Origin of the sequence: Mesorhizobium sp. LSJC269B00, from assembly GCF_000502815.1 — a bacterium.
Taxonomy (GTDB): domain Bacteria; phylum Pseudomonadota; class Alphaproteobacteria; order Rhizobiales; family Rhizobiaceae; genus Mesorhizobium.
This window is the reverse complement of sequence record NZ_AYVN01000006.1, coordinates 138916-165303: the sequence shown is the minus strand read 5'-3', so window position 1 is coordinate 165303 and position 26388 is coordinate 138916. Positions and strand designations below refer to the sequence as shown.

Below are 26388 nucleotides of genomic sequence, written 5' to 3'. Positions count from 1 at the left end.
AGCGGGGTGGGGGTAGTCTCGATCCGGCGTACGCCGTCACACCGCCACCCCGGTTCGCCATTCGTGCTGCGCACGAAGTGCTCACCGACCCTCCCCACGAGGGGGAGGGTAAAGTGCCGCGCAACAGCCTACCCTTTGCCAATTTTTGCCGCCTTGCCCTTGTCGACCCACCACAGCGCTTCGACCGGGAAGTCGAAATCGGGTTTCCGCTCGGGAAAACCGAACATGTCCCAATAGGCGCTTCGATGATTCGCCAGGAACCAACTTGGAATCCAATCCCTCCGTGCACGCAAGACCCGGTCGAGCGCGCGCATGGCAATTGTCAGGCTTTCGCGACCCTCGGCGGCACCTGCGGCGTCAACCAGGGCGTCGATGGCCGGGCTCGACGTTCCCGGCAGATTGCGAGAGCCCGATACGGTAGCTGCTCGCGAATGGAAAATGGTTTCGAGGTCATCACGGGTTGGCGTCGCCGGAAACGAGGCCGCAACCGAGACGAGGTCGTAGTCGAACGAATTCTGCCGCAGCTGATATTGCGCGGCATCCACCAGCCGGATCGAGGCATCGATGCCGACCGCCTTCATGTTTTCGACCCAGGGCGAGTAGACCTGTTCGAAGACTTCGTCGTCGACAAGAAACTCTGCGGACAACCGACCACCCTTGTCGTTCACGACGAAATTGCCGGACCGTTTCCAGCCGGCCTCGGCCAGAAGCTTGGCCGCCTTGCCAAGCAACTGCCGGTCGCGGCCGGAGCCGTTCGACGCGTCCTGGATCACGGCTTCGCCAAAAGCCTCGGCGGGAATCTGCTCACGCAGCGGCTCAAGAAGAGCCAATTCTTGTGGCGACGGTCTGCCCTCGGCGCGAAATTCGGATTTCTCGAAGCAGGATTGCGAGCGCTCATAGGAACCGTAGAAGAAATTGCGCCGCGTCCATTCGAAGTCGAAGCACAGCCCGATCGCCTGCCGCACGCGCGAGTCGCGAAACTGCTCGCGCCGCTGGTTGACGGCGGTGCCCTGCATCGAAGGCACCGTTTCGGCCGGGAATTCGTGCTTCACCACCTTGCCGGCAGTGAAGGCTGGGAAGTCGTAGCCGGTCGCCCAGACGCGCGAGGTGAATTCCTCCCTGTAGAGGATTTCTCCCTTCTTGAACGCTTCGAAGGCAACGCTACGGTCCTGATAGAACTCAACGCGAATCCGCTGAAAATTGTTCTGGCCGCGATTGACCGGCAGGTCGTTGCCCCAATAATCAGCCACACGCTCATATTCGATCCAGGCCCCTGCCGACCAGCGACCGACCTTGTAGGCGGCTGACCCCAACGGCGGGTTCATCTGCGAGGAATCGAACGGGTTGGTCGTGTAGAACGCCTTCGACAGGACCGGGAACTCGACGACGTTGAGGATGGTGCGGCTTGTCTGCTTGCCGGAAAACCTAAGCTGCAGCGTGTGGGCATCCACGGCGATCCCGTCATCCAGATGCGTTAGCGGCAGGGAATAGTACGGGTGCCCCTTGTCCTTGAGCAGCTTGAAGGTGAAGGCGGCATCCTCTGCGGTCAATGGCGTGCTGTCATGGAAGCGGGCCTGCGGGCGCAGCGAGAAGGTGAAGTCGTTGCGGTCGTCGGAAATCGTCACGCCGTCAGCGATCAGCCCGTAAACGGCGTCAGGTTCGTCGTACGCTCTCACCATCAGTGAATCGAAGCACATCTCCGTGCGCTGGGGCGAATCGCCTTTGGGGACGAACGAATTCAGCGTGTTGAAGGTCAGCGGCGTCTGGTTGGCAAGCCAGTTGCGCGGCAGGAAGTTGAAGACGCCACCTTGCGGCGCATCGACATTGACATAGTCGAAATGAGTGAAGTCCGGCTTGTATTTGAGGTCGCCGAAAGCCGACAGTCCATGCAGTTTCACGCCGGTTGGGCTGGCGGCGAAAGCCTTGCCCGGCAGCAGCGCAGCAACAGCCGCGGCGCCACTGAGGGCCAGGAAATCGCGGCGAGGGAGCCCCGCCATCAATTGCTGCCCTTGTACTTGGCGGCCAGGGCCTTTTCCTTGTCCGCATCGATCCACCAGGAATCGATATCGGCGCCACGGTAGCCGGGCTGCTTTTCCGGGATGCCGAACTTGTTCCAGTAAGCCAGCCACACAACGGCGCGATAGTATTGCGGCACCACATAGTAATTCCACAGCAGCACGCGATCGAGCGCATGGGTGGTGGCGACGAGGTCATCGCGATCCGTGGCAAAAATGATGCGGTCGACAAGGGCGTCAACGACCGGGTTCTTGATGCCGGAATAATTGCGCGATGCCGGTGTGTCGGCGGACTTGGAGCTCCAAAAATCGCGCTGCTCGTTGCCGGGCGATTCCGACTGTTGGAGCTGTCCTGTGATGACGTCGTAATCGAAATTTCTGACGCGGTTGGTGTACTGGCTCGGGTCGACGATGCGCAGTGTCGCATCGACGCCGATCTTGCGCAGATTGGCGATCCAGGGGCTGGAAATGACCTGGTCGGTTTCATTCGAGCCTAGGATTTCAAACTTGAATGGCTCGCCGGTCTTGGCGTTGACCATCTTGCCGCCCTTGATCACCCAGCCGGCCTGGGCGAACAGGTCGACCGCCTGCTTCAGATATTTGCGCTCCGCCTGCGGCGAATCGTAGACCGGCAACTTGAATTCCTGGGTGAACAGCTCCGGCGGCAGCTTGTCGCGGTACTTCTCCAGGATCTCCAGCTCCTTGCCTTGCGGCAGGCCGCTCGAGGCCAGTTCCGTGCATTGGAAATAACTGTGGGTGCGGGTGTTGAAACCGAAGAACAGCGTGCGGTTCATCGATTCGAAATCGAACGGGTAGGTGAGCGCGGCCCTGACCAGACGATCGGCAAACAGCCTATGTCTCTGGTTGAGCATGAAAGCCTGCATCGGCTCGGGCGAGGTGGTCTTGAACTCCTGCTTGATCACATCGCCGGCCTTGATCGCCGCGAAATCGTAAAATGTCGCCCAGCGCTTCGAGCTGTTTTCCGGCTTGATATCGTCGAGGCCACCTTTCTTGAACGCCTCCCAGGAGGCGTTGTCGTCAAGAATGTAGGTGAAGTGCTGCGTGTCGAAATTCTCCCGGCCGATCTTCACAGCCAGCTTGGCGCCCCAATAGTCGGGGACGCGCTGCCAGACGATTTCCGACCCCGCCTTGAAGCTGGAGATCTTGTATGCAGCCGAGCCCAGCGGCGGCTCCAGCGTCCCCTTAGTGATGTCGCGTTTCTTGCCATTGGCGTCGGTGCCTTCCCACCAATGCTTGGGCAGCACGACAAGGTCGCCGAGGATCTTGGGCAGTTCGCGATTGCCCTTCTGGTCGAAGTGGAACTCGACCTCACGGTCCGAGACAGCAACTGCGTCGGTGACGTTTTCGAAATAGCGGCTGTACATCGGGCTGTTGGCCTTCAGCACCTGGAACGACCAGATCACGTCGTCAGTGGTGATCGGCTGTCCGTCATGCCATTTCGCCCGTGGGTCGAGCCGGTAGGTGGCCGAGGAATAGTCGGTCGGGTACTTGTAGGCATCGGCGATGAGCGGGTGGCTGACGCTGCCTTCGTCAGTCGCCTGATCCATCAGCGTGTCGTAGAGCAGGCCGCCGCCAAATGGCTGCAGGCCGGCCGCCGGCGATCCCTGAACGATATAGGGATTGAAGCTGTCGAACGTGCCGGAAACGACCGAATTGTAGGTACCGCCCTTCGGTGCATCCGGATTCACATAATCGTAGCGCTGGAAATTCTCGCCATATTTGGAGGGGCCGATCAGCGAAGAGGTGGTGTGCCATTCCTGGGGGAAGGCTGCCTGCAGGCCGCCTGCGAGGGCGCCCACAACCAGAAAGGACCTCAGAAGCGTTCGGCCAACCGTCATGCGTTCTCCTCTTCGCGATGCCCGGCAATCCTAAATGATTTGACGCCGGTGAAAACCGCCATGCGGCGGCTTTGTCGCCGCATATGCGATTTTCCTAACAAAAAGCCGGGCTGAACCCGGCTTTTTTGAGATCATGGAGATGACAATTCGGTTATTTGGCGGGCGCCGGTGCCGGCGTCGCAGGGGCTGGAGCTGCACCTTCAGCCGGCTTGGCCGGAGCAGCACCCTCGGCCGGCTTGCCCGGCGCGGTTGCATCAGCGGCGGCACCTGGCGTCGGCAGCGGCTTTGGGCTGTCCGACAGCGTTCGCAGATAGGCGATGACGTTGGCGCGGTCCTCGTCCTTTGGCAGGCCGGCAAAGCCCATCGCCGTGCCCTTCACGAATTTCTTCGGCGAGGTGATGAAGTGGTTGAGATTGTCATAGGTCCACTTCTCGGCGCCGCCCTTGGAAAACTCCTTCATGCCGGCCGAATAGGCAAAGCCCTCATGCTCGGCGACGGGGCGGTCGACGATGTCCCAGAGATCCGGGCCGACCTTGTTGGGGCCGCCTTTTTCGCCGGAATGGCAGGCCTGGCATTTCTTAAAGACGGCCGCACCTTGCTCGACATTGGCGGTGGCCAAAAGGTCGGCGATCGGCTTCGCCTCTGCCGCGGGTCCGGCGGCGCCGCCTTCGGCAGGCTCCGTCGCCTCGATGGCAAAGCCGGGTTTTTCCGGCGCCGGCGAGGCAAACAGGGCGTCGGACACCAAACCGACCGAGAAGACGACGAAACAGGTTCCAAGCAACCCGGCGAGCAGTTTGTTGACTTCGTTGGAATCCATACGCCCCAGGGCTCCCTTTTCCGGCGGACCTCTCCGTCCACTCCGTCCGTCGGTATCGTGACCCACCCCGTCGAGCCGGTCAAATCGGGCGGAAACTAGGTCTTTTGCTTGGGCGTTGCAACACCTATAAGGGCGCTTCCAGTGAGACCTTTTGCCACTTTCCCCATCCTCTTTCGAACGCCTTGCAACCTCGATGTCCACGCTCATCCTGATCCCGGCCCGCATGGCCTCGACCCGCCTGCCGGGCAAGCCGCTGGCCGACATAGCCGGCGCGCCGATGATCGTCCATGTCGCCCGCCGCGCCGCTGAGGCTGGGCTTGGCCGGGTGGTGGTGGCAACCGACACGCGCAACGTGGCCGAAGCGGTGCGCGCGCACGGTTTCGAGGCGGTGATGACGCGCACCGACCACGAATCCGGCTCCGACCGTATCTTCGAGGCGCTGACCGCGCTCGACCCCGATCGCAAGGTCGAAACCATCGTCAATGTGCAGGGCGACCTGCCGACCATCGATCCCAAGATCATCGGTGCGGCGCTGAAACCGTTCGAGGACGCTGCGGTCGACATCGCCACGCTCGGCGTCGAGATCGTCCGCGACGAGGAAAAGGCCAACCCCAACGTCGTCAAGATCGTCGGTTCGCCGTTGTCGGCGACGCGGCTGAAGGCGCTCTATTTCACCCGCGCCACCGCGCCCTGGGGCGAGGGGCCGCTCTATCACCATGTCGGCCTCTACGCCTATCGGCGCTCAGCCCTCGAACGCTTCGTCGCTTTGAAGCCGTCGCCGCTGGAGCGGCGCGAGCGGCTGGAGCAGTTGCGGGCGCTCGAGGCCGGTATGCGCATCGATGCCGAGATCGTGCAATCGCTGCCGCTCGGCGTCGACACGCCGGAAGACCTCGAACGCGCCAGACAAATTCTTTGCTGAGAAGACAAATTCTTTCCTGACACCGCAGATCCTTTCAAACCTGAGATATCGGCATGCCTGACAAGACCAACAGAATAGCCTTCCAGGGCGAACCGGGCGCCAATTCCGACACCGCCAGCCGCAACATGTTCCCTTCGATGGAGCCGTTGCCGTGCCCCACCTTCGAGGATGCCTTCAACGCGGTCGAGACCAACAAGGCCGACCTCGCCATGATCCCGATTGAAAACACCATCGCCGGCCGCGTCGCCGACATCCATCATCTCTTGCCGGAATCGAAACTCCACATCGTCGGCGAATATTTCCTGCCGATCCATTTCCAACTGATGGTGCTGCCCGGCGTCAAACGCGAAGAGATCAAGACCGTGCACAGCCATATCCATGCGCTGGGACAGTGCCGCAAATACATCCGCAAGAATGGCTGGAAGCCGGTGATTGCCGGCGACACGGCGGGTTCGGCGAAGCTGGTTTCCGAGCTCAAGGACCGCACCATGGCCTCGCTGGCGCCTGCGCTCGCCGCAGAACTCTATGGCCTCGACATCATCGAGAAAAATGTCGAGGACACGGACTCGAATGTCACCCGCTTCGTCGTCCTGACCAAGGACAAGCGATCGGCCGAACGGCCCTCGGCCGACACCAAGATGATGACGACCTTCATGTTCCGTGTCCGCAACGTGCCGGCTGCGCTCTACAAGGCAATGGGCGGTTTCGCCACGAACGGCGTCAACATGACGAAGCTGGAGAGCTATCAGTTGGGCGCCTTCACCGCGACGCTGTTCTACGCCGATATCGAGGGCCATCCCGACGATCCGCTGGTCAAGCTGGCGCTGGACGAACTGCGCTTCTTCTCGCGCGAAGTGCGCATTCTGGGCGTCTATCCCGCCAGTGAGTCGCGCGAGCAGTGGAAGGTCGCGGACTAAGGTTCCCCTAAACCAGCAGGGTCAGCGGCACATAGTCGATTTCCATGAAGGTTTCGACTTCCGGGATCCAGCGGTCACGCACGAAGGCGACGTGGTCCGGGTGCTCATTGTATCTGGTGTAGGCGGCCTGATCGACGAACTCCATCGAGAAGCCGAAGTGATAGTCGTTCTTCGGGCTGACTTGCCGCAGCGGCTCGAAATGGGTGACGCCCTTGATTGCGCTGAGGATGCGCTTGGCATCGGAGAGGAACCGCTTTTCCTCCAGCGAGTACTGCGGGTGCTTCAGGGTGAAAACCACGGTGTGACGGATCATTTTTTGCTCCCGTTAAGTATTCCAGGAAAAGTGTGAAGCGGTTTTCCGTCCGGAATTGCGTAAAATAACAACTCTTATTCGCTGTCGACCCAGGCGCGGATCAGATGATGCGCGATCGCGCCTTTCGGCGGCGTGACCAGATTGTCCTTGTGCGTCCTCTCCAGCATGGAACGCACCTCGTCGCGAAAAAACCAGCGGCAATCTTCCAACTCGTTGAGATCGGCCTGGATGTCGTCATTGAGCGGTTCGCCGAAACAGCCGATCATCAGCGAATAGGGGAACGGCCAGGGTTGGCTGGCATGGTAGACGACGCGGCCGAGCCGGATGCCGGCTTCCTCCAGCGTTTCGCGGCGCACCGCCGCCTCGATCGTCTCGCCCGGCTCGATGAAGCCGGCAAGCGCCGAGTACATGCCGGGCCCGAAATGTCGGCCGCGGCCGAGCAGGCATTTTTCCCGCGTCGCCGTCAGCATAATCGCCACCGGATCGGTGCGTGGAAAGTGCTCGGTGCCGCAATTTGGGCAATGGCGCTTGTAGCCGCCGGCCCGCATTTGCGATTCATGGCCGCATTTGCTGCAGAAGCGATGGGTGGCATGCCAGGCAAGCAGGGCGGCGCCTTGCGCCAGCGCGCCCGCTGCCGCCTCGTCGATCAGCCGCTGAATATAGACCGAGCGATAATCGATCGCCTTCATGGTCTCCGGCAGCTGTTCGGGATCGAGGCCGACCGGCACGGCAAGTACCGGGCCGCTCTCGGCAAAGCCAAGCAGCACGCCTTGTGCGAGTGATGGCTGCAGCTTCTGGCTCTCAGCCAGATCGAACCAAGGGTCGAAGCTGCCATCGTGCAATTTCAGATACAGCCGTCCGCCATGCATCGGCAAAAAACGTGCCGAGGGATCGGCCAACGCCTTTTCGACGGAATCGTCGGCGCGGTTCTCGGATTGCCGATCAATCGTGTTTCCGGCGAAGCCGACGAACTGGCTCGGTTCGCGCAAGGGCGCGTCAAAAAGGCGAAAGGTCATGGAAGCTCGAACGTCTAGGAATGGACACAGGCGGCTTATAGCGCCGCCTTGATCTGTTGCGCAAACTGGCGGATGCCTGAACGCTCATAGGGCTCGCGCATGCCGTGCCCCCACACCGGCCCCGGCCAGCCCGGATCGCCTTCCGAGCGGGCGATGACATGGACATGCAATTGCCGAACGATGTTGCCGAGCGCGCCGGTGTTGATCTTGGTGCAGCCCGTGGTTCTTTTCAGCGCCTGCGCCACCATGTTGGTTTCGAAGGTCAACATCGCCTGGTCGAGCGGCGTCATGTCGTGGATTTCTTCGGCCCCCGGCCGCTGCGGCACCAGGACCAGCCATGGCCAGCGGCTATCGTTCATCACCCTGAGCTCGCACAGGCCGAGCCACATCAACTGCTCGCTATCCGCCTCCAGCCTGGAGTCGAGCGTGAATCCGGCCTTGAGGCCCGGTAGCATTGGCGTTTCCCTTGCGCTTCTCACATTATTCCCAAACTCATGACGCTAGAGCGGCTGCACGGGGGCTGCAAGCGATTCATTGAGCGGCGGAGTTCACGGGCATCCGATTCTCAATGCACCCTTGCATTTGATCGCTGAATTGCCGATATGGAACGCGGGAGGTTGGTGGTGGACGATCCACTCGCCAACCGGGTCAGGTCCGGAAGGAAGCAGCCCTAACGAGCCCGGAACGGGTCATTGTTCCAGCCTCCCACCTCATCGGCCCCTCTCGCGACATTGACGACGCATTGCAGCGCGGGCGAGACTATTGGAGCAATTCCAGGGAAAGTGTGAGCGGTTTCCCGTCCGGAATTGCGCTAAAGCAAAGGGTAGAGCGGTTTGCCGTTTCAGAAAACGGTGAAACGATCTAGCAGGAATCGGCTACGCTGAGACGCGGCCTTTTGGAGCTTTACGGGCGAATGAGCGAAGCCGGAAATTCGGACCCCGAAAACCTGGAGAAGCAAAAGGCCGTCGCTTATCGCGTGCTGGCGCGCAAATATCGTCCGTCGAATTTCTCCGAACTGATCGGCCAGGAGCCGATGGTCCGCACTTTGACCAACGCTTTCTCCACAGGCCGCATCGCCCAGGCCTGGATGCTGACCGGCGTGCGCGGCGTCGGTAAGACCACGACGGCGCGCATCCTGGCGCGGGCGCTCAACTACAAGACGCCGACGGTCGACCATCCCTCGGTCGACCTCGCCCTCCTGGGCGAGCACTGCCAGGCGATCATGGAAGGCCGCCATGTCGACGTCATCGAGATGGACGCCGCGTCGCATACCGGCATCGACGACATCAGGGACATTATCGAGCGCGTGCGCTATGCCCCGGTGTCGGCGCGCTACAAAGTCTACATCATCGACGAAGTGCACATGCTCTCCACCCAGGCCTTCAACGGCCTGTTGAAGACGCTGGAAGAGCCGCCCCCGCACGTCAAATTCATCTTTGCCACCACCGAAATCCGCAAGGTGCCGATCACCGTGCTGTCGCGCTGCCAGCGTTTCGACCTGAGACGCATCGATGCCGGCGCGTTGGTCGCGCATCTCGCCTCCATTGCCGGCAAGGAAGGCATATCGGTAGACGACGACGCGCTGGCGATGATCGCGCGCGCCGCCGAAGGCTCGGCCCGCGATTCGCTCTCCATTCTCGACCAGGCAATCGCCCATGGCGGCGGCGCCGTCAGCGCCGAAGCGGTGCGCGACATGCTGGGTCTCGCCGACCGCGCCCGCATCGTCGACCTGTTCGAACATGTCATGAAGGGCGATGTGGCGGCCGCCCTTGCCGAATTCCGCAACCAGTACGACACCGGCGCCGATCCGGCTGCCGTGCTGACCGATCTGGCCGAATTCAACCACCTCGTCACCCGGCTGCGCTTCGTGCCAACGGCTGCCGACGACGCTTCCCTGTCCGAGGATGAGCGCCGCCGCGGCGCCGACTTCGCCAGCACGCTGTCGGTCAAGGTTCTGTCGCGAACCTGGCAGATGCTCTTGAAAGGCATTCCCGAGGTGCAGTCGTCCAACCGACCGGTCAGCGCCGGCGAGATGGTGCTGATCCGGCTGGCGCATGCCGCCGACCTGCCGACGCTGGACGAGGCGCTGAAATCTCTGGAGAGCGGCGCTCCGGCGTCCGGTGGTGCGTCACGCCCGAATGGTGCGCCGGTAAATGCCGGCAATGGCGGCGGCGCCAGCGCGGTAGCGCAGACCCGGATGCCGTCCGGGCCAGCCGGTGCGCAAACCATGCGATTGGTCAACGCGCCCCCGGTCGCCTTTGTCGCGCCTCCGCAGCCGGTCGTCGAGCCGCAATCGCCGCCGCTGAAATCGCTGGCCGATATTGTCGCTCTTGCCGACGCGCAGCGTGACATCGCCTTCAAGGTGCTGGTCAAGAGCTGTATTCGCCTGGTGCGCATCGAGCCCGGCCGTATCGACGTCGGCCTGACCGCCGATGCGCCCAAGATGCTGCTCAATGACTTGACGACGAAGCTGCGCGCCTGGACCGGCCGCAACTGGCTGGTGTCATTGTCGAAGGAAGAGGGCGGCCAAACGCTGGCCGAGATGGAATCGACCAGGCGCGAGACTGCTTTCTCCGACGCGAAAAGCGATCCGGCTGTGGCCGCCATCCTGGCGCGCTTTCCCGGCGCCAAGATCATCGACGTGCGCATTCCCGACGCGCCGGAAGTCGACACCGACAAGGCCGAGGTGCCGGTCGAGCCGCCGCCGGACGACGACGAAACCTGACCATAGCCACGAATCCGCAAAGGACCCGACCATGAAAGATCTTCTCGGCCTGATGGGCAAGGCGAAGGAAATGCAGGCCAGGTTCCAGGCCATGCAGGACGAGATCGCCACGATAGAAGCAAGCGGGCAGGCCGGCGGCGGCCTGGTCAGCGTCACGCTGACCGGCAAGTTCGAGATGAAGTCGCTGAAGATCGATCCCTCGCTGTTCAAGGAGGACGAGGTCGAGATTCTCGAAGACCTACTGCTGGCCGCTCACAATGACGCCAAAAATAAGGTCGAGCAGATTATGCAGGAGAAGACCAAGGCGCTGACGGCAGGCTTGCCGATCCCGCCCGGAATGAAATTGCCGTTCTGAGCCGGCTCCAAGCAGTTAATTGATTATGAAGGGAAATCGGCTGCGGAGGCTGTTGTTAAGACTTTCTCCGGCTTTGCTCACGCGGACATATCCGGGCATTTATAAAGTTTTACCTATGCTGCACGAAAGCTAATCCTTTAGCCATCTTTTTGCCTTTAAGAGTCTCATTCTTGCCACATCTCGGGGCGGGCTGGCATCTGGACAATGAGGCATTTTTGTTGATCGCGACGCGATGGAAGACGCCGCTTCTGCTCGGCATCATCTTCTCCCCTATGTTCTTGGCCGGTTGCAGCCAGACCACGTCTTCGCACGGCCTGTCGGTCGCCAGCCTGACCGACGCCATCACGCCCAGCTTCCTTTCGACGCGCGCCTACCGCAACACGCCGAAGGAGAAGGAATGCCTGGAGCGGGCGATGTTCTTCGAGTCCAACCGCTCGAGCCGTGACGGCATGATCGCCGTCGGCACGGTGGTGATGAACCGGCTGCGCTCCGGCAATCATGGCAGCACCATTTGCCAAGTGGTTGGCGAACCGGGCCAGTTCGCGCCCGGCGTGATGACGCGGGCGATGAATTCGAAAGCGATGCCCGATGTCGAGGAGGCCGCCGATGCGGTGCTCAAGGGCGAGCGCAAGGCCAAGCTGAAGAACACGATGTACTTCCACACCGCCGGCCTGAGGTTCCCCTACAAGAACATGCATTACACCATGGTTGCCGGCGGCAACGCCTTCTACGAGAAGCGCGGCCGCAACTGGCAGCCGCTGCCGGATGAATCCACGACCATGGTTGCCTCGGGGACGCCGCGCGCGCCTGTGCCTGAAGCGCCGGTGCAGGTTGCCTACGCCGAGCCGGTGGTGAAGACCATTGTCCGTCCAGATCCTGCCAAGCAGGCCGCGGCGGTTCGCGCAGCCAAGGCGACACGTGCCCCGGCCGAGCAGACCTATGTGACGGCTTTCGCGGCGCCCGCCAAGAGCGCCCGCGTCGCCGCCAAGCAGACGGAGGTGGCGATGCAGGAGCCGATGGCCGAGCCGGATGCCTCGCGTTTCGGCGGCACGCTGAACGCCCGCTACATCACCTCGGTTCCATCGGCGACGCAGGAAGCGTCGATGGGCTTCCAGTCGACGCCTGAGAACACCGACGCTATCGGCGCAATGATCGTCGATCAAACCCGGCCGCTCTCAGCCTACTGACGCCCAGAACATTTTCCGAGCCCGCCATGGCAGCATGGCGGGCTCGGTGCGTATGCGGCATGTTTCAAAGCGCGCGGAAAAATCCTAGATCAGTGCGATGTCGAAGCGAATCGCCGGTCCCGAGATCGAACGCCTGATCCAGCTCCTGGCCAAGGTGCCGGGGCTAGGGCCGCGTTCGGCCAGGCGTGCGGCACTGCACCTCATCAAGAAGAAGGAGCAGCTTTTGTCGCCGCTCGCCGCCGCCATGGCTGAAGCCGCCGACAAGGTGCGCATCTGCACGACCTGCGGCAATGTCGATACCTCCGACCCTTGCATGATCTGCACCGATCCGCGCCGCGATGCCTCGACGCTGATCGTCGTCGAGGATGTCTCCGATCTCTGGGCGCTGGAGCGGGCGGCGGCCATGAATGTGCGCTACCACGTGCTCGGCGGCACGCTGTCGCCGCTCGACGGCATCGGTCCCGAACAGCTCAACGTGCGCTCGCTGGTCGACCGCGTTGCCGGCGGTGAGGTGAAGGAGGTGATCCTTGCCGTCAATGCCACCGTCGAGGGCCAGACGACGGCGCACTATCTCACCGACCAGTTGTCGGGCTTCGAGGTCAAGGTGACACGACTTGCCCATGGCGTGCCGGTTGGCGGCGAGCTTGATTATCTGGATGAGGGTACGCTGGCAGCCGCGTTGCGATCGCGGACGGCGTTTTGACGCAATTGGCGGGGATGCTCCGGAGATGACAGCATTCCTTCGGGCCCCCCTCTGTCCTGCCGGACATCTCCCCCTCAAGGGAGGAGATTGGCTGTCGCTTCGGTTTTCGCCTACCACCTGCGTTGAAAGAAGAATGCCGTCCGAGAAGCTGCTGATCTCCCCCCTTGAGGGGGAGATGTCCGGCAGGACAGAGGGGGGTGTGAAGGAACGCAAGCCTCCAAGGCTGCTACTATTTTCATTCCTTGCAGCCCTGCTCGCCCTCTTCCTCATCTCCCCAGCCTCCGCTGCCAAAATCGATGACCAGTTCCGCGCCTGGCTGCAAACCGATCTCTGGCCCGAAGCCCAGACCAAAGGCATCTCCAAATCCACCTTCGACGCCGCTTTCAACGGCGTGAAGCCGAACCTCAAATTGCCCGACCTCGTCCTGCCCGGCGAGAAACCCAAAACCCCGCAGAAGCAGCATCAGGCGGAGTTCGGTTCGCCCGGCGCCTATTTCGCCGAAAAGACGGTGCGCGCCGTCACGTCAGGTGGGCGCACGCGCGAGGCGGCCAACGCCAAGACGCTGGCTGCGATCGAAAAGCGCTACGGTGTCCCGGGCGAGATACTGTTGGCGATCTGGGGCCGCGAGACCGGCTTCGGCGCGGCGAAAATGCCCTACGACGCTTTCGAAGTGCTCGGCACCAAGGCCTTCATGTCGACCAAGAAAGACTTCTTCCGCACCGAAGTGCTGGCGGCGCTCGAGATCGTCGAGCATGGGTTGGCGCCGGTCGGCGCCATGAAATCGTCCTGGGCCGGCGCGCTCGGCCAGCCGCAATTCATGCCGACCTCGTTCCTGAAGCACGCCGTCGACTACGACGGTGACGGCCACCCCGACATCTGGAATTCGACGCCGGACGTGCTGGCCTCGATCGCCAACTATCTCGTCCACTATGGCTGGGTGAAGGGGCGTGGCTGGGGTTTCGAGGTGACGGTGCCGGAAAGCGTTTCCTGCTCGCTCGAAGGTCCCGACCAGGGCAAGAAAATCTCAGCCTGGGCGGCGATGGGAATCAGCCGCGTCGGCGGCAAAGCCTTTCCGGCCGGCGAACTGAAAGCGGAAGGATTCCTTTTGATGCCGGCCGGACGCAGCGGCCCCGCCTTCATCGCCACGCCCAATTTCTACGTGCTGAAACAGTACAACACCAGCGACCTGTACGCCCTGTTCATCGGCCATGGCGCTGACCGCATCGCCCATGGCGATGCTGATTTCGTCGGCAGCTGGGGTGCGGTTGGCGGCCTGCATCGTTCCGACATCGCCGCGCTGCAACGGGCGCTGGAGGCCAAGGGCTACGATGTCGGCAGCGCCGACGGCCTGCCCGGCTTCAAGACCCGCCGCTCGATCGGCAGCTGGCAGGAAAAGAATGGCCGCCCCGCCACCTGCTTCCCCGACGCCGATCTGGTTGCTGCCATCAAGTAACACCGAAAAGAGCAGATTTTTCCCCATCGGCGGCTGCAATTGGCTCGCCCATGCTTCGACGCGCACAGCATATTCCGGTCCAGTATGCCGGCTCGCAAAATGCCCGTTGCCGGTTGGAGGGCTGCCGGATAGGGTGTTGACCAAATGGAAAAAAATCAACACGGTATGGGTCTAACGGTCGTCCTCCGGCCGCGAAAAAAATTACTGCAGCCCTGAGCCGGGAACTCGGGGTCAACAATCAACAAAACAGGGAACAATCATCATGATGATGGAAAAGTTTGCTCTACGTTCGCGCGTCTGGCTCGCAGGTGCTGCCATGTCCGCTCTGCTCATTGGCGTTGCGCCCGCCTTCGCCGTGACGCCCGCCGACACGCTGGTCGAAGGTTTCGCCATCGACGACATCATCTCCATGGATCCGGGCGAGGCGTTCGAACTGTCGACCGCCGAAGTCACCGGCAACACCTATGATCTACTGGTCCGCCTCGACCTCAGCGACACCTCCAAGGTCAAGGGCGACCTTGCCGAGAGCTGGACCGTTTCCGACGACGGTCTGGTCTATACGTTCAAGCTCAAGCCCGGCCTAAAGTTCGCTTCGGGCAATCCACTGACCGCCGCCGATGTCGCCTATTCCTTCGAGCGCGCCATCAAGCTGGACAAGCCGCCGGCATTCATCATCAACCAGTTCGGCATCAGCGGCGACAATGTTGCCGACAAGGCCAAGGCCGTCGACGATACCACCTTCCAATTCACCGTCGACAAAGCCTATGCGCCGAGCTTCGTGTTAAACTGCCTATCGGCAACGGTCGCTTCGGTCGTCGACGCAAAGCTGGTCAAGGAACATGTCGCCGCGGTGACACCGAGTGCCGACTACAAATGGGACAACGATTTCGGCAACGCCTTCCTGAAGACCGGTTATGCCGGCTCCGGCGCCTACAAGCTGCGCGAATGGCGGGCCAATGAGGTCGTCGTGCTCGAGCGCAACGACAATTACAATGGCGAGAAGGCCAAGCTCGCCCGCGTCATCTACCGCAACATGAAGGAAAGCTCGGCACAGCGCCTGGCGCTCGAAGCAGGCGACATCGACGTTGCCCGCAACCTCGAGCCGAACGATCTCGACGCCATCGCCAAGAATGCCGATCTCACCACGACCAGCGCGCCGAAGGGCACGGTCTTTTACATCAGTCTCAACCAGAAGAATCCGAACCTCGCCAAGCCCGAGGTTCGCCAGGCGTTCAAATATCTGGTCGACTACGATGCGCTGAGCACGACCATCCTCAAGGGCATTGGCGAGATTCACCAGACCTTCCTGCCCAAGGGCGTGCTGGGCGAACTGGACGAAAATCCGTTCAAGTTCGACGTCGCCAAGGCCAAGGAACTGCTGACCAAGGCCGGCCTGGCCGACGGCTTCAGCGTAACCATGGACGTACGCACGGGACAGCCGACAACGGGCATGGCGGAATCGATCCAGCAGACGCTTGGCCAAGCCGGCATCAAGCTGGAAATTATCCCGGGCGACGGCAAGCAGACGCTGACCAAATACCGCGCCCGCAATCATGACATCTATATCGGCCAGTGGGGCCAGGACTATTTCGATCCGAACTCCAACGCCCAGACCTTTGCCTCAAACCCGGACAATTCGGATGAAGGCAAGACCAAGACGCTGGCCTGGCGCAATGCCTGGGACATCCCGGACCTGACAAAGCAGACCGAAGCAGCCTTGCTGGAGAAGGATGCCGGCAAGCGCGCCGATATGTACAAGAGCCTTGAAAAGACGATCCTCGACACCAGCCCCTTCGTCATCATCCACCAGCAATTGGAAGTGGCAGGCCTGCGCAAAAACCTGAAAGGCTTTGCGCTCGGTCCGAGCTTCGACACCAACTTCGTCGGCCCGGTCTCCAAGGAATAGCGCCGGCGGACGCGCCCTGATGAGCGCGATTGAAAACCAGGCGACGGCGGGGCAGGGAAGCGCCCGCGCCGTCGCTATTTTATTGGCCATCGGCCGCTTCCTGATCATCGCCGTCACCACCTATCTCGGCCTCCTCGCGGTGACCTTTTTCATCGGCCGCGTCATCCCGATTGATCCGGTGCTGGCGGTGCTCGGCGACCGCGCACCGGCCAATGTCGTCGAGCGCACCCGCCGCGAGATGGGGCTCGACCTGCCGTTGATCGAGCAATTCTATATCTATCTCAAGCATGCGCTGAACGGCGATTTCGGCACCTCTGTGCTGACCACCAATCCTGTGATGACCGACATCCGCCGTGCCTTTCCGGCAACGATCGAACTGGCGACTTTGGGCACTCTGATAGGCTCGTTGATCGGCGTGCCGCTCGGCGTGCTGGCAGCGGTAAAACGCGGCAGTCTCATCGACCAGATCGTTCGCATTGTCGGCCTGATTGGCTATTCCGTGCCTATCTTCTGGATCGGGCTTTTGGGGCTTGTCCTGTTCTACGCCAAACTCCAATGGGTAGCTTTTCCCGGCCGCCTCGACATCGTCTACGAGTACACATTCACACCGATCACCGGCTTCTACCTGCTCGACGCCGCGCTGCAGGGCCAGTGGGATGTCTTCTACGACGCTTACCGCCACATCATCCTGCCGGCAGGGCTGCTGGGCTATTTCTCGCTCGCCTATATCAGCCGAATGACGCGCTCCTTCATGCTGAACGAGCTGTCGCAGGAATACATCGTCGCCGCGCGCGCCAAGGGCCTGTCTGAAACGCTAATCATCTGGGGCCATGCGCTACGCAACGCCGCGGTGCCGATGGTCACGGTGATCGCGCTGTCCTATGCCGGGCTGCTCGAAGGTTCGGTGCTGACCGAGACGGTGTTCTCCTGGCCCGGCATCGGCCTCTACATCACCAATTCGCTGCAGAACGCCGACATGAACGCCGTGCTCGGCGGCACCATCGTCATCGGTTCGGTGTTCATCGGCATCAATCTCCTGTCCGATGTTCTCTACAAGGTGCTCGATCCGAGGACGAAGACAGGATGAGCGCCGAAGCAATCCAAACGCGCCGCGATTGGCTGCTCAGCGATCGGCCGGCCTCGCGCATGCAGGCAAGGCTCGGCCGCGCCTATGTCGCCTGGCGGCGCTTTTCCGCCAACCGGCTGGCATTTCTCGGCCTGCTCATCATCATCGCGCTGCTGCTGGTCGCCGCCTTTGCCGATGTGCTGGCGCCCTATTCGCCGACCATCGGCGATCTCAAGAACGCGCGGCTTTTGGCGCCGAGTGCGGCGCATTGGTTCGGCACCGACGATCTCGGCCGCGATATCTATTCGCGCATTCTTTTCGGCTCACGCTGGACCCTCTACGTCGTCATTCTTGTCGCCGTCATCGCAGCCCCCATCGGCCTTTTGGTCGGCACCGTCGCCGGCTATGCCGGCGGCTGGACCGATGCCATTCTGATGCGCATTACCGACATCTTCCTCGCCTTTCCCAAGCTGATCCTGGCGCTGGCCTTTGTCGCCGCCCTTGGCCCCGGGATCGAAAACGCGGTGCTGGCCATCGCCATCACCTCGTGGCCGCCTTACGCCCGAATTGCGCGGGCCGAGACGATGACCGTGCGCAATTCGGATTACATCAAGGCGGTGCAATTGATGGGCGCCTCTCCGTTCCGCATCGTGCTGCGCCACATTATGCCGCTCTGCATCTCTTCGCTCATCATCCGGGTGACGCTCGATATGGCCGGCATCATCCTCACCGCCGCCGGCCTCGGCTTCCTCGGCCTGGGCGCCCAGCCGCCGCTGCCGGAATGGGGCACGATGATCGCGTCCGGCCGCCGCTTCGTGCTCGACCAATGGTGGGTGGCCGGCGCGCCGGGCTTCGCCATCCTCATCGTCAGCCTCGGCTTCAACCTGCTTGGCGACGGCCTGCGCGATGCGCTCGATCCCCGGAGTGGCGACCAATGAGTGGTGACCAATGAGCGGTGCACTTCTCGATGTCGACGACCTGCGCGTCACCTTCCCGACTCGGACCGGCCTCATCCAGGCGGTGCGCGGCGTCACTTTTTCGCTTGGCCGAGAGCGGCTGGGCATTGTCGGCGAAAGCGGCTCCGGCAAGTCGCAGACCGGCCGCGCCATCATGGGCCTGACGCCGCCGCAGGCGCTAGTGTCGGCCAAGAAGCTCGCCCTCGACGGCATCGACCTTCTGGCCATACCGGCCCGTCAGCGCCGGGCGCTGCGCGGCAAACGCATCGCCATGATCCTGCAGGATCCGAAATATTCGCTCGACCCCGTGATGAGCATCGGCCGCCAGATCGTCGAGACGCTGCGCACGCATGAAAAGGTCTCCAAGGCCGAAGCGCGCGAGCGGGCGCTGGCCATGCTGGAAGCTGTGCAGATCCGCGATCCCTCGCGTGTCTTCGACCTGCATCCGCACGAGGTGTCCGGCGGGATGGGCCAGCGCGCCATGATCGCAATGATGCTGATCGCCGGACCGGAACTGATGATCGCCGACGAGCCGACCTCGGCGCTCGACGTCACCGTGCAGCTCGATGTGCTCGGCATCCTCGACCGCTTGGTCAGTGAGCGCGGCATGGGCCTGATCTTCATCTCGCACGATCTGCGGCTGGTCGCCTCCTTCTGCGACCGCGTCATCGTCATGTATGCCGGCAAGGTGGTCGAGCAGCTCAAGGCGTCGGAGCTGCGCGACGCCCAGCATCCCTACACGCGCGGCCTGCTCAACTGCATGCCCAGGATCGGTTACGAACGCCACCCGCTGCCGGTGCTCGACCGCAAGCCGGAGTGGGCGGCATGACGCCAGCCATTTCGATTGAAGGGCTGGAGGTGGTGTTCGACCGTTTTCGCGCGCTGAAAGGGGCGAACCTCGAGGTGAAGTCCGGCGAATCCTTCGGCCTGGTCGGCGAGAGCGGTTCCGGCAAGTCGACGCTGCTCAAAGCCATTGCCGGCCTGGTGCCGGCCAAATCCGGCACTATCACGGTCAACGGCAAGACGCTGGGAGCGCGCCGCGACAAGGCTTTTTATCGCGAAGTGCAGATGGTCTTCCAGGACCCGTATGGTTCGCTGCACCCGCGCCAGACCGTCGACCGCCTGCTGCAGGAACCGCTCGCCATTCACGGCTTTGCCGATGGCGAGCAACGCATCCAGCGCGCCCTTGACGAGGTCGGATTAGGCAACGGTTTCCGTTTCCGCTACGCGCACCAGCTCTCCGGCGGTCAGCGTCAGCGCGTGGCGATCGCGCGGGCGCTCATCCTCGAACCGTCGATACTGCTGCTCGACGAACCGACATCGGCGCTCGACGCTTCGGTGCAGGCCGAAGTGCTCAACCTGCTCGAAGAAATTCGCCGGCGGCGCAAGCTGACCTTCCTGATGGTCAGCCACGACCTCGCCATCATCACCCATATGTGCGAGCGCCTGATGGTGATGCAGAATGGCGAAGCGGTGGAAAATCTCACCGCGGGCCAGCTGATCGGGCATCGGGTGGAGAAGGATTATACGCGCAATCTGTTGAGGGCGAGCGAGGGGTTTGTGCGGACCGCTTGAATCTGGGGTTTCCTATGGCGGAATGGAAGTTCGAAGACCCACCCAACGTCGCGGTGTTGTCGGATACAAGCATATTTAAACGTGGTGACTGGATCGCATACGTTGTGCACGAAGCTGATGACGACGATAACCACAACGATGAGGGTGGCAGTTGGCAATTTCATAGCAGCGACAAGAAAAATCGAGATGAACCCGAGATAATGCTCGTCAGCCTCCAGAATGTGGTTCAGCGGGATGAGAGCATCATGGAATTGGCCGATTTGCCAAAAGGCTGGCATGCTTGGCGCGATTCAAAATTGTCCCCCTGGCAGCGCGCTAAATCACTCCCTGTACCCTCCAACGACAACGAGTGATGCAGCAGGGCTAAGTCGAGCTTTGCGCCAGTTCGCCGTTCTCCGGAACAGATGGTTCGTCCCCCTGCTTAGGCTCCTTGATCCTGAACCACGTCACATAAAGCGCCGGCAGGAATAGCAGCGTGATCGCCGTGCCGGCGATGATGCCGCCCATCATGGCGTAGGCCATCGGGCCCCAGAACACTTCGCGCGCGATCGGGATCAGCGCCAGGCTGGCGGCCGCGGCCGTCAGCGCGATCGGCCGCATGCGGTGCTCGGTCGCTTCGATACGGCTTCCCAGCGGTCTTGGCCCTCGGCCACCAGATCCTTGATCTGCACGATCAGGATCACCGAGTTGCGGATCAGGATGCCGATCAGCGCCAGGACGCCCAGAATGGCGACGAAGCCGAGCGGTGCGCCGCTCGGCACCAGGGCCGCGACCACGCCGATCAGGCCGAGCGGCGCCACCGCCACCACCAGGAACAGGCGCTGAAAAGTTTGCAACTGGATCATCAGGATGGTCGCCATCACGAACAGCATCAGCGGCACCACCGCTGCGGCTTTTTGCGCTTTCCTCGACCGAGCCGGCGGTTGCAACGGAATAGCGGGCGGCAGTTTGGCGATGAAGGCGTCGACCGACGGCTTCAATTCGTTGACGACGGTGGCCGGCAGCACGTCGCCAACGAGGCCTGCGCGAACGGTGATCGTCGGGATGCGGTTGCGCCGCCACACCGTCGGCTGTTCGAGGTCGTAGCGGAAGTCGCCACTGCCGCGAGCGGGATTGCTTCGCCGTTCCCGGTGACGGGTGAGCTGTCACGGATTGCCCCGTACGTGTATCGGTCGGCTGGTTAAGACCGGTCTGTCGAAGTGGCCCGCATCGACGACAGGCCCAATCGCCCGGCGGCGGTGCCAACTTGAGGAAAACGTGAAATAAGGTCAGAAGAGGCCTTGGCATTCATCTAACGAGAACGGGCGTCGGCCCGATGAGGGACGAAATGAAGAACGCAGCCATTTCCGAGCGCAAGAACCAGTCGATCTCGCGCGGCGTCGGCATGACGACGCAGATCTATGCCGACCGCGCCGAGAATTCGGAGATCTGGGATGTAGAAGGCCGCCGATACATCGATTTCTCCTCCGGCATCGCCGTCGTCAACACCGGCCACCGCCATCCCAGGGTGATCGAGGCGGTCAAGGCACAGCTCGACCGCTTCACCCATACCTGCCACCAAGTCGTGCCCTATGAGAGCTATGTCAGGCTGGCCGAACGGCTGAACGGCATGCTGCCCGGCAAGTTCGAGAAGAAGACCATCTTCGTCACCACGGGTGCTGAAGCCGTCGAGAACGCCATCAAGATCGCCCGCAACGCCACTGGCCGCCAAGCCGTCATCGCCTTTGCCGGCGGCTTCCACGGCCGCACCTTCATGGGCATGGCGCTGACCGGCAAGGTCGTGCCCTACAAGGTCGGCTTCGGCGCCATGCCGGGCGACGTCTACCACGCGCCCTTCCCGGTGCCGCTGCATGGCGTGTCGGTTGCCGATTCGCTTGCCGCGCTCGACAGACTTTTCAAGGCCGATGTCGATCCGGCTCGCGTTGCCGCCATCATCATCGAGCCGGTCCAGGGAGAGGGCGGCTTCTACGACGCGCCGCGCGAATTCCTGACGGCGCTGCGCAAGCTCTGCGACCAGCACGGCATGCTGCTGATCGCCGATGAGGTGCAGACCGGCTTTGGCCGCACCGGCAAGATGTTCGCCATGGATCATCATGAGGTCGCGGCCGACATTACCACCATGGCGAAAAGCCTGGCCGGCGGCTTCCCGCTGGCGGCGGTCACCGGCCGCGCCGAGATTATGGATGCGCCCGGTCCTGGCGGGCTCGGCGGCACCTATGGCGGCAGCCCGATCGGTGTCGCCGCAGCACACGCCGTGCTCGACGTAATCGAGGACGAAAAGCTGTGCGACCGTGCCAATACGCTGGGCGCCCGGCTGAAACAGCGGCTGCAGTCGATCCGCGACGATGTGCCCGAGATTGTCGACATCAGAGGCCTCGGATTCATGAACGCGGTCGAGTTCAACGACGTCAAGAAGGGCCTGCCGTCGGCCGAGATCGCCAATGCGATCCGGCTGAAGGCGCTCGACAAGGGGCTAATCCTGCTGACCTGCGGCGTCTACGGCAACGTCATCCGTTTCCTGGCTCCGATCACCATCCAGGACAATGTCATGAACGAGGCGCTCGACATTCTGGAAAGCTCGATCCGCGAAGTCTGCGCTGCCTAGCGCAAACCCCTACCTCCCCCTTGTGGGCCCTTGTGGGGAGGTCGGACCGCAGGTCCGGGTGGGGGCCTCGCGCCGACCCCAACCCCGCTGCTTCGCAGCGACCCTCCCCACAAGGGGGAGGGTAAGTGCGTCTAGCCCGCAGCCCGTGCCGGCTCATCCTGCTGGAACGCTGCCAGTGCAGCCTTCAGCCCGTCAGGTCCCTCAGCAATCGTCTGCGCCATCGGCGAAAACCCGGCCCCGAGCATCTTGCGGCCCAGCATATGGTCGCCCGGCCTGTTGACGGATTCGATGCCGAGCAGCCGGCTTCCAGCATAGTGGTAGATCGAGAACTTGTTCTCAGCGAGGTCGCCCAGCACGACATGGCTGTCGCCGCCCGAGGTCAGCCCGACCATCTGCAGTTTCATGTCGCCGATGTCAGACCAGAACCACGGCACCGCCGCATAGGCGTCCGTATGGCCGGTGATCGTGCGTGCGGCAAGCCGCGCCTGGTCGGTGGCGTTCTGCACCGATTCCAGCCGCACGTCGCCGCCGGTCGACCAGTGGCGGTAGGAAGCGGCGTCGCCGATGGCCAGAATATCAGGCACTGAGGTGCGCATCTGTTGGTCGACGCGGATGCCATTGGCGACAGTCAGTCCGGCAGCCTGCGCAAGTTCGACATTCGGCACGGCGCCGATGCCGACGATGACCATGCGCGCGGGCAGCCTTTCGCCGGTGGAGGTGATGGCAGCGCAGACATGGCCGTTTTCCCCTTCCAGCCTGGCAATGGTGGTGCCGGTGAGGATACGCACGCCGATCGCCTCCAGCCGTTGGCGGACATGGCTCGCCACCACCGGCGCCACGGCGCGGCCAAGCAGCCGGTCGACAGCCTCGACCAGGGTGACGTTGCGGCCGGCGGCCCTCAGCGTTGCCGCGATCTCCAGCCCGATGAAGCCGCCGCCGAGGATGACCACGTCTTCGCTTTGGGCGCTGAGCGCGCGGATCAGCCGCGCATCGGCGATCGAGCGCAGCGACAGCACGCCCGAGAGGTCGGCGCCCGGCAGCGGCAGAAGCCGCGGCCGCGAACCGGTGGCCAGGATGAGCCGGTCGAACGGCAGCACGCCGCCGCCCGCTACCTCCAGCTTGCAGCCTGCCGTATCGAGGCTGTCTATTCGGATGCTCGGCCTGAAGTCGATGGCGCTGCCGGTGTAAAAGGCCTCGCCGCGCAAGGGTTGCGGCTTGACATCGGCGTCCTTGATGAAGGTCTTCGACAGCGGCGGCTTGTGATAGGGCAGATCGGTTTCGTCGCCGATCAGTATGACAGGCCCGTCATAGCCTTCCTCGCGCAGGCTGGCGGCCGCTTGCACGCCCGCATGACCCGCACCGACAATGACGACCCCGTTCTTCATCGCAACCCGAATTCCTGTTTCAAATCTGGAGCATGATGCCGAAAAGTGTGAAGCGGTTTTCGGACGACATCATGCTTTGATTGTGAGCCGTTCCGCCAGATGGCGATTGTCTGCCGCCGTCGCAAGAGCCCCGGTCCGGGTCGCACCCGGAACGGTCGCTTGTCAATCGCGGCGTCTCTCACCTTGGCTGCTGGCTACGATTTAAAGTTGATAGTGCTAGTTTAGAATAATTCTAAACTGTTGTTTCAATTGAGTTTTCTAGGGTTCACCAGTTGACTTCCGGCCTCGCCATCGTTTTATGGAGGCTCGCGCGTCAGCGCATCCCTTTGATGTTTGGGCCTTGAACCCGTTCGATTGGAGGCATTTGGTGTCTTTCTCCCGTGAGCCGCAGAGCGGCGCGGCATCTGTGGTGTCCTACGGCATGCCTATGTCCCGGCACCGTTTGGCACGCGCGCCTTTTACCGAATCCCCTTTGAACTGGAGACTGATGATGACAGCGCGATATGGCGGCAGACTGGCTGCGATCGGTGCCACGGCTATGTTGACGGCGGCGGTTTTCATCCTGCCGGCCAAGGCGGCGGAGATCGATGCCAAGGCGGTCATCAAGACCTATTCCGACATCGCGCTGGCCAAGTACGAGGATTCGCTGACCACGGCGCAGGCGCTCGACAAGGCTGTCGACGCGCTGCTTGCCAACCCGTCGGCGGACACGCTGAATGCCGCCCGCGATGCCTGGAAGGCGTCGCGCGTGCCCTACCAGCAGACCGAGGTCTACCGCTTCGGCAACAAGATCGTCGACGACTGGGAAGGCAAGGTGAACTCCTGGCCGCTCGACGAAGGCCTGATCGACTACGTCGCCAAGAGCTACGGCACCGAGTCCGACGCCAACGCGCTCTACACCGCCAATGTCATCGCCAACAAGGACATCGAGATCGACGGCAAGAAGGTCGACGCCTCGAAGCTTTCGCCGGAGTTCCTCGCCGGCACGCTGCAGGAGGCCGGCGGCATCGAGGCCAATGTCGCCACCGGTTATCACGCCATCGAATTCCTGCTCTGGGGCCAGGATTTGCACGGCACCGGCCCGGGCGCCGGCGAGCGTCCGTACACCGACTACGACCTCAAGAACTGCACCGGCGGCAATTGCGATCGCCGGGCCGAGTATCTGAAGTCGGCCAGCGATCTTCTGGTCTCCGACCTGCAGGAGATGGTCGGCAACTGGAAGGAAGACGGGGCCGCCCGCAAGAACCTCGTCGATGGCCAGCCGAACACCGCTATCTCGGTGATCTTCACCGGCATGGGCTCGCTGTCCTACGGCGAACTGGCCGGGGAGCGCATGAAACTCGGCCTGCTGCTGCACGATCCCGAAGAGGAGCACGACTGCTTCTCGGATAATACCTACAACTCGCATCTCTATGACGCCATCGGCATCCGCGCCGCCTATCTCGCCAGCTACACGCGCATCGACGGCACCGTCGTTTCAGGCCCGTCGGTGCACGATATGGTCAAGGCGGCCGATCCGGCGATCGACAAGGAACTGTCCGACAAGCTCGATGTCTCGGTCGCCAAGATGGAGGCGATCAAGGCGCGGGAAGTGGCCGGCGAGGCCTACGACCAGCAGATCGCCGAGGGCAACACCGAAGGCAATGCTACCGTGCAGGCGGCAATCGACGCGCTGGTCGACCAGACCAAGTCGATCGAACGCGCCGTCGGCGCGCTGAAGCTGAACAACATAGCCTTCGAGGGGTCCGACAGCCTCGACGCACCGGACAAGGTGTTCAAGTAGCACCCCAACCAACCACCAGCCAAACGGCGCGGAGGGGCGCCGTCAGCCAGAGCCAATCCATGCTGATCTGCCATTGCAACATCATCACCGAAAAGGAGATTGAGCAGACGATCATCGATCTGCTGGATCAGGACCCCTGGCAACTGATCGTGCCGGCGAAGGTCTATCACACGATGCAAAAGCGCGGTCGCTGTTGCGGCTGCTTCCCAAATGTGGTCGAAACGATCATTCGGGTCACCGAAAATTACCACACCCGTTCGGAGGCGAGCGGCGTGGACATCGTTTCACACCTGGATCGCGTCAGAGGCCTGCGCGTCCAATATGGGAGCAGAATCCATGAAAGGCGAACCGCAGATCATCGAGCGGCTTAACGAGGCTCTGTTCCTGGAGCTTGGCGCCGTCAATCAATACTGGGTGCATTTCCGCCTGCTCGAAGATTGGGGATATGCCAAGCTGGCAAAGAAGGAACGCGCCGAATCGATCGAGGAGATGCACCATGCCGACCGGCTGGTGGCCCGTATCATCTTCCTCGAAGGGCATCCCAATTTGCAGTCCGTGGCGCCGTTGCGCATCGGCCAGAACGTCAAGGAAGTGCTCGAATCCGATCTCGCCGGCGAATATGACGCACGCACCGCCTACAAGCGTTCGCGCGAGATCTGCAACGAAGCCGGCGACTACGTGACGATGAAGCTGTTCGAGGAATTGCTGGCGGATGAGGAAGGTCACATCGACTTCCTCGAGACGCAGCTCGACCTCCTTGCCTCGATCGGCGAGGAAAAATACGGCCAGCTCAACGCCGCATCGGCGGACGAGGCGGAATAGGACCATGCAGG

Annotated in this window: 24 protein-coding genes, 1 other RNA gene and 1 pseudogene; 18 read left to right on the top strand and 8 right to left on the bottom strand. The window is 62.3% G+C overall.

All coding sequences use genetic code 11. The features are described from left to right. Window positions 1–128: 128 nt before the first annotated feature. From X771_RS147130 to X771_RS147140, 3 genes are all read right to left on the bottom strand, one after another. The gene (locus X771_RS147130; protein ID WP_023688769.1) at window positions 129–1997 is read right to left on the bottom strand and encodes an extracellular solute-binding protein; all 1869 of its coding nucleotides are present in this window, start codon (window positions 1995–1997) and stop codon (window positions 129–131) included. Next, complete coding sequence (locus X771_RS147135; RefSeq protein ID WP_023688768.1) at window positions 1997–3874, bottom strand: extracellular solute-binding protein; 1878 nt, start codon at window positions 3872–3874, stop codon at window positions 1997–1999. Before X771_RS147135 ends, X771_RS147130 begins: the two co-directional genes overlap by 1 nt. A gap of 151 nt (window positions 3875–4025) precedes the next feature. Further along, on the bottom strand, window positions 4026–4691 hold the full coding sequence (locus X771_RS147140) for a cytochrome c family protein (protein ID WP_023688767.1): 666 nt from the start codon (window positions 4689–4691) through the stop codon (window positions 4026–4028). A gap of 193 nt (window positions 4692–4884) precedes the next feature. Between X771_RS147140 and X771_RS147145 the strand changes: the two genes are divergently transcribed. Then, the gene (locus X771_RS147145) at window positions 4885–5610 is read left to right on the top strand and encodes a 3-deoxy-manno-octulosonate cytidylyltransferase (protein WP_023688766.1); all 726 of its coding nucleotides are present in this window, start codon (window positions 4885–4887) and stop codon (window positions 5608–5610) included. Between the two features lie 53 nt (window positions 5611–5663). After that, window positions 5664–6527, top strand: a complete 864-nt coding sequence (locus X771_RS147150; RefSeq protein ID WP_023688765.1) for a prephenate dehydratase — start codon at window positions 5664–5666, stop codon at window positions 6525–6527. Between the two features lie 7 nt (window positions 6528–6534). Here the strand turns inward: X771_RS147150 and X771_RS147155 are convergent, their stop codons facing one another. The 3 genes from X771_RS147155 to X771_RS147165 all read right to left on the bottom strand — a co-directional run bounded on the left by X771_RS147155 (window position 6535) and on the right by X771_RS147165 (window position 8311). Next, the gene (locus X771_RS147155; RefSeq protein ID WP_023669515.1) at window positions 6535–6840 is read right to left on the bottom strand and encodes a Dabb family protein; all 306 of its coding nucleotides are present in this window, start codon (window positions 6838–6840) and stop codon (window positions 6535–6537) included. Between the two features lie 74 nt (window positions 6841–6914). Then, complete coding sequence (gene nudC, locus X771_RS147160) at window positions 6915–7856, bottom strand: NAD(+) diphosphatase (RefSeq protein ID WP_023688764.1); 942 nt, start codon at window positions 7854–7856, stop codon at window positions 6915–6917. 35 nt (window positions 7857–7891) lie between these two features. Continuing rightward, the gene (locus X771_RS147165) at window positions 7892–8311 is read right to left on the bottom strand and encodes an HIT family protein (RefSeq protein ID WP_023682032.1); all 420 of its coding nucleotides are present in this window, start codon (window positions 8309–8311) and stop codon (window positions 7892–7894) included. A 157-nt stretch (window positions 8312–8468) separates the two neighbouring features. Between X771_RS147165 and ffs the strand changes: the two genes are divergently transcribed. The 12 genes from ffs to X771_RS147220 all read left to right on the top strand — a co-directional run bounded on the left by ffs (window position 8469) and on the right by X771_RS147220 (window position 20135). Next, window positions 8469–8565: signal recognition particle sRNA small type (ffs, locus tag X771_RS1000000166910), an RNA gene on the top strand. Between the two features lie 204 nt (window positions 8566–8769). Next, complete coding sequence (locus X771_RS147170; RefSeq protein WP_023688763.1) at window positions 8770–10581, top strand: DNA polymerase III subunit gamma/tau; 1812 nt, start codon at window positions 8770–8772, stop codon at window positions 10579–10581. 31 nt (window positions 10582–10612) lie between these two features. Next, window positions 10613–10936 carry a YbaB/EbfC family nucleoid-associated protein gene (locus X771_RS147175; protein WP_023688762.1) on the top strand — a complete coding sequence of 108 codons (324 nt, stop codon included), beginning with the start codon at window positions 10613–10615 and terminating at the stop codon, window positions 10934–10936. A gap of 218 nt (window positions 10937–11154) precedes the next feature. Next, window positions 11155–12123, top strand: a complete 969-nt coding sequence (locus tag X771_RS147180; RefSeq protein ID WP_023688761.1) for a cell wall hydrolase — start codon at window positions 11155–11157, stop codon at window positions 12121–12123. 97 nt (window positions 12124–12220) lie between these two features. After that, window positions 12221–12826, top strand: a complete 606-nt coding sequence (gene recR / locus X771_RS147185; protein ID WP_023688760.1) for a recombination mediator RecR — start codon at window positions 12221–12223, stop codon at window positions 12824–12826. 175 nt (window positions 12827–13001) lie between these two features. Beyond that, complete coding sequence (locus tag X771_RS147190) at window positions 13002–14279, top strand: lytic murein transglycosylase (RefSeq protein WP_023688759.1); 1278 nt, start codon at window positions 13002–13004, stop codon at window positions 14277–14279. 262 nt (window positions 14280–14541) lie between these two features. Further along, complete coding sequence (locus tag X771_RS147195; protein ID WP_023682026.1) at window positions 14542–16185, top strand: ABC transporter substrate-binding protein; 1644 nt, start codon at window positions 14542–14544, stop codon at window positions 16183–16185. 19 nt (window positions 16186–16204) lie between these two features. Next, window positions 16205–17272, top strand: a complete 1068-nt coding sequence (locus X771_RS147200; protein ID WP_023688758.1) for an ABC transporter permease — start codon at window positions 16205–16207, stop codon at window positions 17270–17272. After that, on the top strand, window positions 17269–18189 hold the full coding sequence (nikC, locus tag X771_RS147205; protein WP_023682024.1) for a nickel transporter permease: 921 nt from the start codon (window positions 17269–17271) through the stop codon (window positions 18187–18189). The genes X771_RS147200 and nikC overlap by 4 nt, the downstream gene beginning before the upstream one ends. A gap of 10 nt (window positions 18190–18199) precedes the next feature. Beyond that, a complete protein-coding gene (locus X771_RS147210) occupies window positions 18200–19036 on the top strand; it encodes an ABC transporter ATP-binding protein (RefSeq protein WP_023682023.1) in 837 nt (278 codons plus the stop codon). Beyond that, the gene (locus X771_RS147215; protein WP_023688757.1) at window positions 19033–19782 is read left to right on the top strand and encodes an ABC transporter ATP-binding protein; all 750 of its coding nucleotides are present in this window, start codon (window positions 19033–19035) and stop codon (window positions 19780–19782) included. The genes X771_RS147210 and X771_RS147215 overlap by 4 nt, the downstream gene beginning before the upstream one ends. 14 nt (window positions 19783–19796) lie before the next feature. Beyond that, window positions 19797–20135: a DUF2185 domain-containing protein gene (locus X771_RS147220; protein ID WP_023688756.1), complete on the top strand. Its 339-nt coding sequence runs from the start codon at window positions 19797–19799 to the stop codon at window positions 20133–20135. 10 nt (window positions 20136–20145) lie between these two features. Here the strand turns inward: X771_RS147220 and X771_RS1000000166900 are convergent. Continuing rightward, window positions 20146–20914 (bottom strand): annotated as a pseudogene (locus tag X771_RS1000000166900) (efflux RND transporter permease subunit); the annotation flags it as partial. 195 nt (window positions 20915–21109) lie between these two features. Here X771_RS1000000166900 and X771_RS147235 point away from each other — a divergent pair. Further along, entirely contained in the window at window positions 21110–22387 is a 1278-nt protein-coding gene (locus tag X771_RS147235; RefSeq protein WP_023688753.1) for a 4-aminobutyrate--2-oxoglutarate transaminase, read from the top strand. 131 nt (window positions 22388–22518) lie between these two features. On the opposite strand, the gene X771_RS147240 is transcribed toward X771_RS147235, so the two are convergent. Beyond that, a complete protein-coding gene (locus tag X771_RS147240; protein ID WP_023688752.1) occupies window positions 22519–23772 on the bottom strand; it encodes an FAD-dependent oxidoreductase in 1254 nt (417 codons plus the stop codon). A 490-nt stretch (window positions 23773–24262) separates the two neighbouring features. On the opposite strand from X771_RS147240, the gene X771_RS147245 reads away from it, so the two are divergent. The 3 genes from X771_RS147245 to bfr are packed head-to-tail and all read left to right on the top strand — an operon-like array spanning window position 24263 to window position 26377. Beyond that, window positions 24263–25555: an imelysin family protein gene (locus X771_RS147245; RefSeq protein WP_023669535.1), complete on the top strand. Its 1293-nt coding sequence runs from the start codon at window positions 24263–24265 to the stop codon at window positions 25553–25555. A gap of 59 nt (window positions 25556–25614) precedes the next feature. Further along, on the top strand, window positions 25615–25926 hold the full coding sequence (locus tag X771_RS147250; RefSeq protein WP_023688751.1) for a hypothetical protein: 312 nt from the start codon (window positions 25615–25617) through the stop codon (window positions 25924–25926). After that, a complete protein-coding gene (gene bfr, locus X771_RS147255) occupies window positions 25892–26377 on the top strand; it encodes a bacterioferritin (protein WP_023669537.1) in 486 nt (161 codons plus the stop codon). The genes X771_RS147250 and bfr overlap by 35 nt, the downstream gene beginning before the upstream one ends. Window positions 26378–26388 lie beyond the last annotated feature (11 nt).

Coding starts and splice junctions, on each gene's coding strand:
- X771_RS147130 (WP_023688769.1), bottom strand. CDS start 1,997: ATGGCGGGGCTCCCTCGCCGCGATTTCCTGGCCCTCAGTGGCGCCGCG.
- X771_RS147135 (WP_023688768.1), bottom strand. CDS start 3,874: ATGACGGTTGGCCGAACGCTTCTGAGGTCCTTTCTGGTTGTGGGCGCC.
- X771_RS147140 (WP_023688767.1), bottom strand. CDS start 4,691: ATGGATTCCAACGAAGTCAACAAACTGCTCGCCGGGTTGCTTGGAACC.
- X771_RS147145 (WP_023688766.1), top strand. CDS start 4,885: ATGTCCACGCTCATCCTGATCCCGGCCCGCATGGCCTCGACCCGCCTG.
- X771_RS147150 (WP_023688765.1), top strand. CDS start 5,664: ATGCCTGACAAGACCAACAGAATAGCCTTCCAGGGCGAACCGGGCGCC.
- X771_RS147155 (WP_023669515.1), bottom strand. CDS start 6,840: ATGATCCGTCACACCGTGGTTTTCACCCTGAAGCACCCGCAGTACTCG.
- nudC (WP_023688764.1), bottom strand. CDS start 7,856: ATGACCTTTCGCCTTTTTGACGCGCCCTTGCGCGAACCGAGCCAGTTC.
- X771_RS147165 (WP_023682032.1), bottom strand. CDS start 8,311: ATGCTACCGGGCCTCAAGGCCGGATTCACGCTCGACTCCAGGCTGGAG.
- X771_RS147170 (WP_023688763.1), top strand. CDS start 8,770: ATGAGCGAAGCCGGAAATTCGGACCCCGAAAACCTGGAGAAGCAAAAG.
- X771_RS147175 (WP_023688762.1), top strand. CDS start 10,613: ATGAAAGATCTTCTCGGCCTGATGGGCAAGGCGAAGGAAATGCAGGCC.
- recR (WP_023688760.1), top strand. CDS start 12,221: ATGTCGAAGCGAATCGCCGGTCCCGAGATCGAACGCCTGATCCAGCTC.
- X771_RS147190 (WP_023688759.1), top strand. CDS start 13,002: ATGTCCGGCAGGACAGAGGGGGGTGTGAAGGAACGCAAGCCTCCAAGG.
- X771_RS147195 (WP_023682026.1), top strand. CDS start 14,542: ATGATGATGGAAAAGTTTGCTCTACGTTCGCGCGTCTGGCTCGCAGGT.
- X771_RS147200 (WP_023688758.1), top strand. CDS start 16,205: ATGAGCGCGATTGAAAACCAGGCGACGGCGGGGCAGGGAAGCGCCCGC.
- nikC (WP_023682024.1), top strand. CDS start 17,269: ATGAGCGCCGAAGCAATCCAAACGCGCCGCGATTGGCTGCTCAGCGAT.
- X771_RS147210 (WP_023682023.1), top strand. CDS start 18,200: ATGAGCGGTGCACTTCTCGATGTCGACGACCTGCGCGTCACCTTCCCG.
- X771_RS147215 (WP_023688757.1), top strand. CDS start 19,033: ATGACGCCAGCCATTTCGATTGAAGGGCTGGAGGTGGTGTTCGACCGT.
- X771_RS147220 (WP_023688756.1), top strand. CDS start 19,797: ATGGCGGAATGGAAGTTCGAAGACCCACCCAACGTCGCGGTGTTGTCG.
- X771_RS147235 (WP_023688753.1), top strand. CDS start 21,110: ATGAAGAACGCAGCCATTTCCGAGCGCAAGAACCAGTCGATCTCGCGC.
- X771_RS147240 (WP_023688752.1), bottom strand. CDS start 23,772: ATGAAGAACGGGGTCGTCATTGTCGGTGCGGGTCATGCGGGCGTGCAA.
- X771_RS147245 (WP_023669535.1), top strand. CDS start 24,263: ATGACAGCGCGATATGGCGGCAGACTGGCTGCGATCGGTGCCACGGCT.
- X771_RS147250 (WP_023688751.1), top strand. CDS start 25,615: ATGCTGATCTGCCATTGCAACATCATCACCGAAAAGGAGATTGAGCAG.
- bfr (WP_023669537.1), top strand. CDS start 25,892: ATGAAAGGCGAACCGCAGATCATCGAGCGGCTTAACGAGGCTCTGTTC.